General features: G+C 40.4%; 8 protein-coding genes and 2 tRNA genes. All 10 read right to left on the bottom strand.

All coding sequences use genetic code 11. The features are described 5' to 3' along the window. On the bottom strand, window positions 1-1,168 hold a 1,168-nt coding region (locus H140_RS0106730; protein ID WP_019672899.1), incomplete at its 3' end, for a hypothetical protein. 1,180 nt (window positions 1,169-2,348) lie between these two features. After that, window positions 2,349-2,425: transfer RNA gene (locus H140_RS0106725), tRNA-Asp, on the bottom strand. Between the two features lie 61 nt (window positions 2,426-2,486). After that, a tRNA-Val gene (locus H140_RS0106720) sits at window positions 2,487-2,562 on the bottom strand. Window positions 2,563-2,909: 347 nt separating this feature from the next. Further along, window positions 2,910-4,079 carry an HlyD family efflux transporter periplasmic adaptor subunit gene (locus tag H140_RS0106715; protein ID WP_019672898.1) on the bottom strand — a complete coding sequence of 390 codons (1,170 nt, stop codon included), beginning with the start codon at window positions 4,077-4,079 and terminating at the stop codon, window positions 2,910-2,912. Window positions 4,080-4,081: 2 nt separating this feature from the next. Then, window positions 4,082-6,667 (bottom strand): type I secretion system permease/ATPase, encoded by a 2,586-nt coding sequence (locus H140_RS0106710; RefSeq protein WP_019672897.1) that lies wholly within the window; start codon window positions 6,665-6,667, stop codon window positions 4,082-4,084. A 78-nt stretch (window positions 6,668-6,745) separates the two neighbouring features. Continuing rightward, window positions 6,746-8,761: a TolC family protein gene (locus H140_RS14155; protein ID WP_019672896.1), complete on the bottom strand. Its 2,016-nt coding sequence runs from the start codon at window positions 8,759-8,761 to the stop codon at window positions 6,746-6,748. A 360-nt stretch (window positions 8,762-9,121) separates the two neighbouring features. Next, window positions 9,122-10,381: a bifunctional folylpolyglutamate synthase/dihydrofolate synthase gene (locus H140_RS0106700; protein WP_019672895.1), complete on the bottom strand. Its 1,260-nt coding sequence runs from the start codon at window positions 10,379-10,381 to the stop codon at window positions 9,122-9,124. 185 nt (window positions 10,382-10,566) lie between these two features. Continuing rightward, window positions 10,567-11,478, bottom strand: coding sequence for an acetyl-CoA carboxylase, carboxyltransferase subunit beta (accD, locus tag H140_RS0106695; RefSeq protein ID WP_019672894.1), 912 nt, complete (start codon window positions 11,476-11,478; stop codon window positions 10,567-10,569). Between the two features lie 482 nt (window positions 11,479-11,960). After that, a complete protein-coding gene (gene trpA / locus H140_RS0106690) occupies window positions 11,961-12,782 on the bottom strand; it encodes a tryptophan synthase subunit alpha (RefSeq protein WP_019672893.1) in 822 nt (273 codons plus the stop codon). A 107-nt stretch (window positions 12,783-12,889) separates the two neighbouring features. Further along, window positions 12,890-14,137 (bottom strand): tryptophan synthase subunit beta, encoded by a 1,248-nt coding sequence (gene trpB / locus H140_RS0106685; protein ID WP_019672892.1) that lies wholly within the window; start codon window positions 14,135-14,137, stop codon window positions 12,890-12,892. Between the last annotated feature and the right edge of the window lie 479 nt (window positions 14,138-14,616).

Here is a 14,616-nt window from a genome sequence, read left to right as displayed (position 1 = left end):
TGTATAGGGTGTCGCCTGCTTGTGCACCTTCTGGGATTGAGATGTGTACTGAGGTCGTATCTGGGTCACCATCTGCCAGGTTTTCACTGGCATTTAAGTAACCGTCACTTATATCATTACCGGCAGCATCCTTTTTACCCATGGTATCTTCTAGGAAGGTGATACGTGGTCCACCGTTTAGGGTGTTTGTATCTGTGTCTGTTGTGTCCCCGCCGGTGGTGTCATCTTTGCCGTCACCATCAGCATCGCCTGTTGAGGGATCACTGTCTCCATCTACATCTCCTGGCACGGTAGAGTCTACAATAAAATCAACGGGTTCGCTAGTCTCTGAATTATTGCCATTATCCCCCGTTATTTTAGCCTGAGCAGTATATGTACCATCTTCAGGAATTTTATCTTTACCGATGGTAATATTAGCGACACCTTGAGTTATATCTTCTTGAGTTACAATGTGCTCAACAGTTTTAGTTTTATTGTTTGGATCAGTTACAGTTATCGTTAACTTATCACCTACTTGTGTTCCCTCAGGAATAGAAACTTCTGTTTGAACACCATCCGATAGCTCCTCATTATTGATACCATCTACTGCTTCTGGAATTTTAATTACTGGTGCTTCGTTTAAATTCGGTATTGCATCTCCGGGACCTTGATCTGGTGGGGCACTATCATCATCGTCATCATCGTCAAGAGCCGCAATCAAGGCGCCAACACCGGCAAGACCTACCAGCCAAGGCAGCCATGCAAAACCACCCTCTTCAGCCGCACCTACCCAATAGGGGGTTTGATATGCATTACCACCTAATGCTTGACCTTCGATATCACCAGGAGCAAGCTCAGTCACATAATCAGCCACTTCACCGGTGTCTGGCACATAGTAGTAATAACTACCATCTTCAGCCATACCAATTAGCGCACTATCTACATCATCATAATAGCCTTCGATGATAAGATCGCTTTCTTGACCATCTTCTTCTACCGATACATGTAAATCTTTACCTACACGCTTAGTGATAAGGTGATCTGGTGCATGACCAGTTGCTTGGTCTATCAGCTCATAATTAACTTTTTTGGTTGCTTGAATAACGGTGGGTTGACCGTCTTGAGTAATCAGTTGATGCTCAGCAATAATCTGAGTGGTGTTATTTACTTTTACAATGACAGTTTTCATGGGTATTCCTTTAGGTATTATTTCTTAATTCCGCTTTAAAATAGGTAACTGGTAATCTGTTTTAAACTTCAAAGCTGTATCAATCGCATATATCAATGCACTGATACTGGCTCAGTCCAAATAATTACCATAATAAGTAGTTATTTATTGATTGATTACTTAAACTGGTTGCTTATCACTTAAATAAGTAGATTACTAAATACTAATTTGCTAGAAGTAAAGGTAGTGAATACATCAGTTGAATAACACCAATTGATGTGATTGAGCTAAATTATTTTAAACAGCAGAATAAGTTGAGGAGCAAATATTAAGTTGAAGAATAAATAGATATGTTTTAATTAACTAGGGCGTATCTTCATTTTAAAAATGGTAATAATAATAAGATAAATCGCAGTCAAACTAGGAAGATAACGCAGATAATATCATTACATTAACCAGTTATTTGACACTATATAACAACATTTAGCTATATTTAGCCCATATAAATATCATTGTACGAACTGATGACATGCCCTAGTACTTATACTTTAATATTAAACAATTTTTTAACATTATTTATTAAATTAACCATATGCATTGTTTAATAAATAATTATATAAAAAAATATTTCTAAACAATATAAAAAATATATACCTTTTAATAAATATAGTTAAACTTAACTATTCCTGAATTTTTGTTCAATATATATAAAAACTAACTATATATCAATAAAAAATTGCCCACAATGAATTGAATAATACTAGCCATGTGTTAGTTAAGATGAGCTATTCTGAGCTATAACAAAGACTAAGATTAAGTATTACAAAATAACAAATTACAAAAAATTACATTTGGATATAATTAAGAAATAGAAATAGCTTGATATTTATGATTTTTCACAAAATGGATTACAATGATTAAGGAATCATTCAAGTTTCCTAATAGTCGATTTGCCACGCAGGCAGGTAACAAATTACACACAATCTGCTCTATTTAACCTCTTCCCCAAATCATTTGACAAAGATAGGTTATTTTTCAGAAAAGGTAAAAGTTTAAATTAAACCGACCGTGCTTAGGCTATTTCCAATATTTTAGCTATCTCTAATATTTTGAAAATTCAACACGCACAAAAAACCCCGCTACATATTATGTAGCGGGGTAAAACTATTAAGCTATTAAAAATCATCAAGTTTTTAAAATATGGCGCAGCGGACGGGACTCGAACCCGCGACCCCCGGCGTGACAGGCCGGTATTCTAACCAACTGAACTACCGCTGCTTAGGTCGTAATGCATTGTTTAGCCACTCTGCACTTTAAGCGCTTTAAAAAACACAATAAGTGGTGGGTGATGACAGGCTCGAACTGCCGACATTCTGCGTGTAAGGCAGACGCTCTACCAACTGAGCTAATCACCCTATTTCTAACTATATTTATTCTATAAATACTGATACAGTTAAAACTTGCTTGGATCTTAATTATTATAACTGGTTTTTATAACTAAGCTCGCTTGCTGTGGATGTGTATTATATAGATTTTAATCTGTGTGTCAAACTTTTTTTTGTTTTTTTTTAAAAAAAATGTGGTATTTTTAAAAAGTTACAGATTTTAGAGCCTTGGGTTACTTTTACTAGCGCATAAGTTATAAATTAAATTATACTTAGCTAAAATTTTGACTAGTTATGGCTAGTAACTTTCTAACTTCTAATAATACTCACCCACCTAATGTAATGCTTGCTTGTCCAACCTGTTATTAACCCTCCTATTAACGCTCACCAAGGCCTTCTGATAAGGTTTTTGTAATTGGTTTGGTTAAGTAAGATAGCACTGTACGCTCCATCGCCTTAATATCTACGCTGGCAGTCATACCCGGCTTAATCACAATCTCATCACCACGACCAGCAAACTCTGCTTCACCAATTTGAATTAACACTCGATAATAAGGCTCTTCTCCTTTTGGTGTTTTTTCAATTAAGGTGTCAGGACTGATATAGGTTACCGTACCATTCATTGCACCAAAAATTGAGAAGTCATAGGCATCTAGTTTTACTGATGCCGCTTGTCCTTCTTTTACATAAGCAATATCCGCTGGACTAACTTTGGCCTCAACAATTAAATCACTAGTCGTAGGTAAAAGCTCCATAATCACTTCACCTGGCTTCACAACCCCACCAATGGTAGTAATATTAATATTATTTACTTTACCGTCTTGTGGCGATAATAAACGCTTTTCTTCCAGTACTTGTGTTCGATCGCGTAGTTGCTCAAGCTCACTATCAAGCTCTTCTTGCGCTTTAGTCATCTCTGCTTGTGCTTCTTCGAAGTACTTATTACGCTTATTATTAATCTGAGCTTCTATATCTGCTACTTGACGGCGCAACCGAATGACATCAGCCTGGCTCACATCACCGTACTGTAATAATGGCTCGTTCATGCTCAGCTCTTGCTTAGCCAATACTAGCATTTGTTCTAAAGAAGATACTTCTTCCTCAATCGCTTGCTTACGGCGATTGTACAAGTTAGTTTGGTTTGAAATATATTCTGGATATTTAGCCACGCTATCTGGAAACACCAAAGGTCTATTAAAAATCTCAGCATTTAAACGCGCAAGTTTAGCTTGTAGTGCCGCTGTCTTGGTCGCTGAGTTGTCATAGGCTGCTTTAGCACGCTCTTCTTCGAGCACGACTAACAGTTGTCCCTTTTTGACATCATCACCTTCTGCTACCAAAATTTCGGTCAATACTCCACCTTCGGAGGCTTGAATCTCTTGAGTACGAGCACTGGCGATGACGGTTGCTTTGGCACGAGTTACTTGGTCAATCTTGGCAAAATATGCCCACACTAGCAATATTACTATTCCCGCAAGGGCAATCCAGACAGTGAGACGAGCACGACCAACTTTTGGTTTAGTGGGAGTATAACGATAATCAGACATGCTTACTTCTCTTCAGATATGGGATTAATGATAATGGTATTGGGCTTTGCTTTACCCGTAGTTTGTGCTGTACTTTGATCAGCTGTGTGTCCTGCATTATTTTCTAAGCTATCACCTTGATGTTTATTGGCTTGAGCATCAGCCACTTGACCCTGATTTTTTATATTACTACCTTGCTGTGTACCACTAGCTTCTGATGCTGGCTTAATCACAATCTGTGGCTTATTTCGTGATGGTTGCTGATCTTTTGATTGTTGTGGTTGAGAACCTGTTGGTGTTGCTGGACCACCTGATTTTGGTGAGTTAGGTTTTGGTGTATTAGGATCTTGAGGGCCTTTTGGCTCTTGTGGTGCTGCTTTTAATGCAGGTTTGGCTTGTTGTGTTAATTGCTCAACACCACCTTGACGCTTGGCCTGCTCATTTTGCATTAGCTGTTTTAATACTGCCTCTTTGGCACCATCCATTACAATTTGATGGTTATCCATGATAATAATACGATCTACCAACTCTAGTAGCGCAGTTTTGTGAGTTGATACTACCAAGGTTTGTCCATCTTTTAATTCATCACGCAACACTTGCAAACAGCGTTGCTCTTGACGGTTATCCATCGATGCTGTTGGCTCATCGATTAGCAATACTGAGGGTTTGGTTAACAATAAACGTGTAAAAGCGACCAGTTGCTTTTGACCACCTGAGAGACCACGCCCACCTTCACTAATTGGCAAATCTAAGCCACTTGAGTGGTTGGCGACTAGGTTTATTAGCCCTGTTTTTTGTAGCGCATCATGTAGCACATCATCATCTGGCGCTGGCATACCAATTAATAAGTTTTCACGTAACGTACCTTGAAATAAGCGATGATCCTGTTGCAAATAACCGACTTGCTCACTTAACGCTTCTCGGCTAATTTGCTGAATATCTAGCCCATCTAATAAGATACGACCCGATGTAGGCGCATAAAGACCAGATAGCAGTTTTAACAATGTTGATTTACCAGATCCAATCGGGCCTAAAATAGCAATACGTTCACCGGGCTGAATTACCAACTTTTTGATGGACACTGCTGGACGGTCATTGTCCATATAATTAAATACTAAGTCATCACATTGATAGTGACCACGAATCTTGGTCGGTGATAGCGGATAGTTAACACCATGGTTATCTTGCTCTAGCGCAAAAATAGATTCAATCATCCCTTTTGCCGCTTTGGCGTGGGAGTACTGAACCAACAGATTTGGAATTGCCATAACAGGTGCTAATACGCGACCACCTAAGATAGAACAGGCAATCAACCCACCCATTGTCATTTCACCACTCATTACTACAAATGCACCAGTAATGACAATACCAACATAACTGGTCTGTTGTAGCATTTGGGTAAAGTAGCTCAAATAATCGTTGGCATGTTTCATATCTAGATCATTTTTGATCGTAATATTCATCACATCTAACCAGCGTGACAAAAACTTCCAGCTACCTGCACCTGCTTTAATGGTCTCTACACCTTCAACAGTTTCAACCAACAGTCCAGTTTTGTAATATGAGGCAGCGGCACCTTCAGCTGCAATAGCATCAATACGCTTACGTGCAAATAAACCCATAGTAATAGCTATTAAAGATGCAACAATGGGTACTAATGCTACTAAAGGCGAACCAATATAAGCGATCAGTGATAAGAAGATAATGGTCATTGGTAAGTCAACTAGACCAAATAAAGTACTGGCTGTAAAGAAGCTTCGAACCTGCTCGTAGCCACGCAACTGGGCTGCCATTGAACCCACTGACCCTGGCATCTGGTCAATACGCACTCTTAATAAGCGCTGAAACACTTCACGTGATAAATATTGGTCTAAGCCCACCACCACTTTATCCATAATTTTGGAGCGGGCAAACTTCATAAAGGCTTCAAAGATAATGAATAAAGCCACACCACTGGCAAGAATAACCAGCGTACTGACGGCTCGAGTCGGAATAACCCGGTCATAAACTTGCAGTGAGAATAAAGACACTGCCAATGCCAAAAAGTTAATTAAAAATGAGGCAATAACCGCTTCAACCACCACGCCTTTGTATCTAAACAAATCAGTTTTTAATAAATCAGTAAAGCTGGCATTGCGCTTTTTGACATGGTCATCTTGTAAACGCAGACGCAATATAATTTTTATTTCATCCAAACCAATGGCACGCGTTTGCTGATCTTGGCGCAACTTCCATAAGCCTTGAGGGGTTTGACCGTCAATCACACCCCAGCCATAGCGGGCATGATAGGCCAACAAAGGTAAGAAGGCAGCATCGGGCTGCTCTAAAATCTCAGGCGCCTCTTCAATGCCCAATCCGGCAAGGACACCAACCACACCGCCTAAAGTATTAATACCTCGGCCTTGATCTATTGCTCTTTGATTGTCATGCTTTCTAATGACATCTTGTAGGCGAATATTATCAATAGGATAGCCTTGTTGGCTTAAAATATGTTTTAACGCATCACGTAACGACTCTGCGGTTGATAGCTCATGGGTTGGGACTAACTCGCCATGTAACTCTGAACTATCTGTGGTTTTGTTACCTGATGAATGTTGGTTATTACTCATAATGACCACTTAATTAATAAAATTTTGACTTGCGCTTGCACTTTTAACTTGCGCTTGCACTAAGTTACTGAATAAGGATTAGCCTTGATGCTTGTCAGTAGGTAGGTCTGATGCCTCTTCATTTTCAGACAGCTCTGAGTCTAATCCAGTAGCAATGTCTGCAAAAACCGATTCTTCTACTGCTGCTACCGACTGAGATTCTATTTCTGGAGGAAATTCGGATTTGGGTTTTTGAATACCTGGAAATACAGGCTCTGCTGGCTGAGTAGGTGTCGCAATGGTTGCATCCTCTACTTCTGGCTCAGTCGTTGTTTTGGAAGTCATCACCATATTATCCACATTTTCTACTAAGCCTAGGCCTTCAGAAGCTGACCCTGATACAGTAACAACATCTGTAGCCTCGACAACCTCAACAGAGTCTGAGTCTAAAGTTACCACTACTGGCTGACCTTGCTCATCAATCATGATATAAGAGCCATCTTCTAGCTGACTTTCAGCAGAGGCTGGCAGTGCGATATGAATATATTCATCGTCACTACTTAGATCAGTTTGAGTGCTATTAGGATTGCTTAAACCAAGATTGTTTATAGGATCGTTTAAATTAGAACCATTTAACCCTGTCGTGGTTAAGTTAACGTTACTCACTCCTGTCTGAGTAAAGCTAGGGCTACTAATACCACCGTTATTTAGACTGGTTGTTGCGCCTTGATTATAGCCGAAGTGACTGCTATCCACAGTGTTAGGCTGCTTACTCATCCAATCTTTTACTGGATCAGTCACACTAAACATCTTCACTGGTTGACGGTTGTGACCAAAGCGTTGCTGCCAAGACATCAAGCTAAAATCAACCTGCAGTTTATAAAAAGCGCCCAAAATATTAGACCGCGTCTGCACCAACATTATTTGATAGTCACTTAGCTCACGCACCGCATTGAGTACTTCTAGCCAGCTTTTGCGACCAGCGATAAACTGACGCTGATAGGACTCAAGTACAATTTGTGCTCCAGCAACTGCAGAAACTAAAGACAACTCACGGCTTTTTGCACTAGCAAACTGTTGATATTGCACTTGAATATCTTCCATTACACCACGCTGAGCCGCATCTTTACTTTGAATTAAGCTTTTCACCCGCGCCTCAGATGCTCGGGTTAATGCAAAGTTTGAAAAACCTGCACCTGGCTGATAGTTTAGACCAACAAAGAATTTTCCATCATCTTCATTATTATCATGATCAAAGGTATGTTTATACTCTGCAAACAATGTGGGATATTTAGCAGCATTTTGCGCTCTAACTTCTTGTTTGGCAGATTCAATTTGGAAAAGCTCTTTGACTACAGATGGATTATAAAAGCTGGCATCATCAAAGGCCATACGCTCAAAGCCTGCCGATGCCACTTTAGCCTGCTCAACTAGTACACTTAAATTAGGTACACTATGCTCACTACCTACTGGTAAAGGCTGACCTGTAATTTGTTGTAAGCGCGCCTCTGCAATATGCTGTTGTTCACGTGCTGCTTCATAAGCATTGGTTTCTTGTAAGATACGGTTAGTCACCAAGTCCAGCTCGATACGGGCAGATACACCTTGGCTGACACGACGTTGCATCATAGCTTCAAAGTTGCGTAGCTGAGTAAGGTTTTCGAGATGGACTCGCTGCTGAGCAACAGCATTGACATAAGTTTGCCAAGCTTCAATAGTGGTCTTGGCCACTTGGTTTTGTTGAGCATAGATATTTTCAACTGCAGCCTTATCATCAAAAATCGCTTGATTGACATTGGCAGTTAGTCGTCCACCTGTCCATAAAGGCTGGCGAACCCCAAGCTCAGAAACCAGATCATTATTGTCATTATAGCTGGTGGTCACACTCGGTGTCGGTAGCAAGCTCAGCTTTGCGGCGCTGATGCCTTCAGTGGTTGCTTCACGCTCAGCGCGGGCAGAACCTACAAGTGGATGTGTTTCAATAGCCTGAGATATTAATGAGTTAATCTGTACATCAGTGATGACTGTATTGGCATAGCTTGGCAAGCTTGCACCTGTTATCAGCGCCATGGCCAGTAGCAGTTTATTTTTAAATTTTTTTGGACGAAACATCATAATGTATTAACTTATTGATTGAGGGGCAGTAGCAAACATAGCTGTTTTGTAACAGTAAGGCAACTATGAGATGGATTGTGACACATTTACTTACGGTAATGTTTCCATATTATATCAATATGAATGCTCAATGTGCCGAATATTTTAAAGCTTTTGGTATTTTTTTTATAAATAAGTTTAAAACTACTATTTAATACACTTATAACTAGGGCGTGCCTTCATTTTAAAAATAGTGATAACAATAAGATAAATCGTACTCATTATAAGTGCTCATTAAAGTGCACTATCTATCAGTGGTCGTCTATGCAAATAAACTCTATACAACCTTAGTTAAGCTATGCCATGACCAAATAACACAAGTTATTGTGATAGTGACTTCAATATCTCACCTATCGTATGAAATGAGCCAAACACCAAGATTAAATCTTGTGTACTACTATTTGCAATCACTGCCTGTCCTGCTTGCGCAAGGCTAGAATAACTACTCACCACTTGCTTCTGATGCCGCACTATGGTGGTTAACTGTTCTATTTTGGCTGCACGTGGATGATCTATTTCACCAATATACCACTGTGCAATCGGTAACTTTGAGTCAACCATCAGTTGCACTACTTGCTCAATATCTTTATCAGCTAGCATTGAAAACACCAATTTCAATTTCGCCTGTGGATATTTGGCTTGATGCGATTGCCATAAAGGTAATAACTGCGATAATAAAAAACTAACTCCACGCTCATTGTGGGCCACATCAAAGAGCCAGCATCTATCTGCTAATTGACGTTGATCAAATCGGCCAGCTAGTTTAACTTTGGATAATGCTTGATCTATATGATGACTATTAATATTTAAGTCACTGGACAATACAGCTGCAACTGCATTGGCAGTATTTAGCAGTGACAGCTTAGGTGTGGGTAACTGCAAAGTGACATAAGCACAGCTAAACTGCCACACATGTGGAGCATCCAGCCGTTGCACATAATCATAATCTTGCCCTAGCTGATACACTAAGCAGTCCAGTTCATCAATACGCTGTGCCACCGAGTTTGGCATATCTGACTCACCATAAACTAGTGGGATATTTTCACGCAATATACCTACCTTTTCATAGCCTATTTGCTCACGAGTCTCCCCTAACCAATCCACATGATCTATGCCAATGTTAGTAATGACTGCAAAATTTGGATCTATAATATTTACCACATCTAGGCGACCACCTAAGCCGACTTCTAATACCCACACATCACATTTTGCTTGCACAAAAATAAGCATTGCAGCTAACGTGGTCATCTCAAAAAAAGATAAGGTTAAATCACAAGCCAACCGTGCTTGTTCAACTTGATAAAAAGCATCAACTAAACACTGATCTCCCACAGGTTGACTATCGATACGCACCCGCTCATTGAAATCAATTAAATGCGGAGATTGATATAAGGCCGTTTTGTAGCCTGCCTGTTGGCATATCTCACTGATGACTGCGGTGGTAGAGCCTTTACCATTAGTACCTGCTACGGTAAATACATAGGCATCGTCTTTGGCAGATTGTAATAGACCCAAACGCTCAGCAACTGGTAATACCCTAGACAATCCCATATCAATTGCTGATACATGAATGTGTTGCATATAATAAATCCAGTCCGACAACGAACTGGATTGGGTGGGAATAGCGGTTGCACCTGGAATGGTTTTAGAAAGCTTCACGGACGTCACATCTCTTAGAAAATATAAAAACTAACTGTCACATAACCTGAGCAACATACCTATTAAGCAAGTATATCAGGTATATGTTGTTACGCAGGTATATGTTGTTACGCAGGTATATGTAGTAATTTAGCAAGCATGCGATAAATGGTATCATTTAACTGATGGCGATGTACTACCTGATCTATAACTCCATGTTCAAGCAAGTACTCAGCACGCTGAAATGGCTCTTCTAGCGTTTCACGTACTGTCTGCTCAATCACCCGCTTACCAGCAAAACCTATCATTGCCTTAGGCTCGGCTAAATGAATATCTCCAAGCATCGCCAATGACGCCGTCACACCACCATAAACAGGATTGGTTAATACCACAATATAGGGAATACCTGCCAAACGAAGACGCTCAACAGCAGCACCAGTACGTGCCATCTGCATTAATGACAATAAGCCTTCCTGCATCCGAGCTCCACCTGAGGCGGCAAAACAGACCAAGGGCACTCTCTGCTCAAGCGCCATCTCAGCTGCTTGTACAAAGCGATCACCAACCACAGATCCCATAGAGCCGCCCATAAAACGGAAGTCAAAAGCGCAGCTAATTACATCTAGATCACGTATCTTACCTTTTAAGACAATAAGCGCTTCTGTTTCTCCTGTTTTGTCCTGCATCTGCTGCATACGTTGAGTATAAGGCTTACTGTCGGTAAAGTGTAGCGGATCTTTACTTTGAAACTCCTGACCAAGCTCAACATCAACCTGATCTAAAAATCCCTGCAAACGCTCACGAGCTGTCATTGCCAGATGAAAATCACAATGCGGACAGACATAACAATTAAAAATCAGTGCGGTATTGGTAGTCATCGAATGACACTGAGGACATTGAGTTGACGGCTCTGTTTCCACAGCAGTCAACTGAGGTAAGCTGTGACGCTGTACTCTTGGCACTGGTCGTGATAGCCAAGTACCACATTGATGCTCTTTTTTGTCTAAAGTTAGGGTGTCCTTACTGTCGTTATTTTCCATAGTCTTCTCTTTATATTATCATTATATATTGGCAAGTTCGGGGCTAGTTATTTAACGACAACCGCTTTTTTTAAGCGACAATTACTCCTGTTATTGTTCACTTATTATCTTTTTATCACTGATTGTCTTTTTTTATAGTCCCTTTTTATCTTATAATCACTTATCTTATAGTTAGTCACTTATCTTATAGTTAGTCACTTATCTTATAGTTAGTCACTTATCTTATAGTTAGTCACTTATCTTATAGTTAATCACTTTGTATAACTGCTTCAGTTATACTCTATTGCATTGACTCTCATACGGCAATATTCCACAGATAATGCCTAATCTATTGCAGCGACATCTGCAACAGTCAACAGCGTAACAGCTTTCAAGCAAATTGACCATAACATATAGGGCTAAATCTTAATACATCCAGCTTGGATGCATCAAGATCTTCTAAAAAACCGTACGACAAGTGAGTATTTCTATAAAACAAGGGGCTATAATGCATCAAGTGCCTGGCGCAGCTCATCCATCTTACTCATAACCTTGGCTTGTGCTGCTGCAACTTGATCTGGACTTGACTGGCTATCTAACCCAGCAAAGTTTTTTACCAACTCACTACCGACAATCACTCCATCAGCGTAACGACCGATGGCAGCGGCTGACTGGCTATCACGAATACCAAAGCCAACACAAATCGGCAGATCTGTTTCTTGCTTGATGGCTTGTACTTGCTCTCCTACCGCCGTAGTATCCAAGCTTGCCGATCCTGTTACCCCTTTTAGCGATACATAATATATATAACCACCACAATAGGTCATCACTTGCTTACGGCGCTCGGGCAGTGTGGTTGGTGCTAATAAAAAAATCTCATTCATATCATGCTCAGCCAAGCGCTGAACAAAATCACCTGACTCTGCTGGTGGTAAGTCAACAATCAACACCCCATCAACACCAGCATCTTGGCAGATACTAATAAATTTATCATAACCAATAATCTCAACTGGGTTTAAATAACCCATTAAAATAATTGGCGTGGTGGTATTGTTTTCACGAAATTTTTTGACCATCGCAATCGCATTAAAAGTACTAGTACCACCAGCTAAGGCACGCTCGCCAGCCAAGGCAACCGTCGGGCCATCTGCCATCGGATCTGAAAACGGCAGACCAACCTCGATCATATCTGCACCATGCTCTACTAGGCCATGCAACAAGCCGACAAAACTATCGGGCGATGGATCTCCAGCCATCACATAAGGAATGAGGGCTTTTTTATTCTGTTGTTTTAAATTTTTAAATGCTGATTCAATTCGGGTCATGATATTCCTTTGATACATATACTGGTAATAATTCAGTTTAGCAAAAAGACTTATGGTTGATTCTATATAGCGGGTACATTCTATATGGTTAAATTACTATCGTTAGGTTATAACTCTATACCTTCAGCCTTCATGACAGAGTGCAAGTCTTTGTCACCACGTCCTGACATATTAACAATTATGCTCTGCTCAGGACTCATGGTTGCCGCAAGCTTTAAGCCATAGGCTACCGCATGCGAAGACTCAAGCGCAGGAAGAATACCTTCTTTACGAGTCACTTCATGAAAGCCATGTAGGGCCTCTTTATCGGTACACCCAACATATTCAACACGCTCAACATCTTTTAAGAAACTGTGCTCTGGTCCAACACCTGGATAGTCAAGTCCAGCAGAGATTGAGTGCGTTTCTAATATTTGACCTTCGTCATCTGCCATCAAATAGGTACGGTTGCCATGCAGCACACCGACACGACCCGCTGCCAGGGGTGCTGAGTGACGACCTGTTTCAATACCATCACCTGTGGCTTCCACACCATACATTTTGACATCAGAATCATTTAAAAACTCATGGAATAAACCAATAGCATTAGAACCACCGCCAACACAAGCCACCAGAGCATCTGGTAATTTGCCCGTTTTTTCCAAATGCTGAATACGTGCTTCTTTACCAATTATTGCCTGAAAGTCACGTACCAATAACGGATATGGGTGTGGGCCAGCCACTGTACCAATAATATAATAGGTGGTATCAACATTGGTCACCCAATCACGCATCGCCTCATTCATCGCATCTTTTAAAGTACGTGATCCAGACTCTACCGCAACGACTGTTGCACCCAATAGACGCATACGATAGACGTTCATCTTTTGACGCTCTACATCGTCTGCCCCCATATAAATCACACACTCAAGACCTAAACGAGCAGCAATAGTCGCCGTTGCCACACCATGCTGGCCTGCACCAGTTTCAGCAATAATTCGTTTTTTACCACTCATTTTTGCCAATAATGCTTGACCAATGGTGTTATTAACCTTGTGCGCACCCGTGTGATTTAGGTCTTCACGTTTAAAGTAGATTTGAGCACCACCTATCTCATCACTCAAACGCTTCGCATGATATAAGGGCGTTGGGCGACCGACATAATTGATCAAATCATTATGATACTCTTGCCAAAACTGTGGATCCTGCTTAACTTGATAGTACAAGGTTTCAAGCTCTTCTAATGCCGCCATCAATGTTTCTGATACAAAACGTCCGCCATGAATACCAAAGTGACCCCTTGCATCTGGATACTGATCAAAATCAGTAACATTGTCCACGTCATCATTATGCGCTAGATTGTTAAAATTATTCATATTTTTACTCTAATACTTTAAATTAATAAGGCGTTACTAACTATTGTCTTCTGACTTCACTGCCATCTTCTGATTTCACTGTCATCATCTGATTTCACTGCCATCTTCTGATTTCACTGCCATCTTCTGATTTCATTGTCAGACACAAGATTGCCATCGGTCTTGATTCACTGCCTTCATCAAGGTTACCATAATTACGAATACCTTCTTATATTTTTCAAATAAATACGTCACTCTCAACGCTTTGCGTAGGCTGTAACTTTAGCCCGACATATTTAGCTAAAAAATGAATTTCGCTGGGCTAAAAGCACCAGCCTACTTACTCTCATTCTAAAACTATCAACTTACTCTAAACTAGTCTATCAATTAGCAGCAAGTTGTAGGTTAGCACCGAAGTACAAGACCCTACATTTTAAAGCTATATTGTTTTAAAGTTATATTGTTGAGTATCGCAGACTCCGCCCAACCTAAATATCATC

The sequence above is a fragment of the Psychrobacter lutiphocae DSM 21542 genome, assembly GCF_000382145.1.
GTDB lineage: Bacteria > Pseudomonadota > Gammaproteobacteria > Pseudomonadales > Moraxellaceae > Psychrobacter > Psychrobacter lutiphocae.
Note: the sequence above shows the minus strand (reverse complement) of the source record. Positions and strands in the feature narration are given on the sequence as shown.

Excerpts from the sequence above, each read along its gene's own strand:
- trpB (WP_019672892.1), bottom strand. The coding sequence starts at position 14,137 with ATGAATAATTTTAACAATCTAGCGCATAATGATGACGTGGACAATGTT.
- H140_RS0106710 (WP_019672897.1), bottom strand. The coding sequence starts at position 6,667 with ATGAGTAATAACCAACATTCATCAGGTAACAAAACCACAGATAGTTCA.
- H140_RS0106700 (WP_019672895.1), bottom strand. The coding sequence starts at position 10,381 with ATGCAACACATTCATGTATCAGCAATTGATATGGGATTGTCTAGGGTA.
- accD (WP_019672894.1), bottom strand. The coding sequence starts at position 11,478 with ATGGAAAATAACGACAGTAAGGACACCCTAACTTTAGACAAAAAAGAG.
- trpA (WP_019672893.1), bottom strand. The coding sequence starts at position 12,782 with ATGACCCGAATTGAATCAGCATTTAAAAATTTAAAACAACAGAATAAA.
- H140_RS14155 (WP_019672896.1), bottom strand. The coding sequence starts at position 8,761 with ATGATGTTTCGTCCAAAAAAATTTAAAAATAAACTGCTACTGGCCATG.
- H140_RS0106715 (WP_019672898.1), bottom strand. The coding sequence starts at position 4,079 with ATGTCTGATTATCGTTATACTCCCACTAAACCAAAAGTTGGTCGTGCT.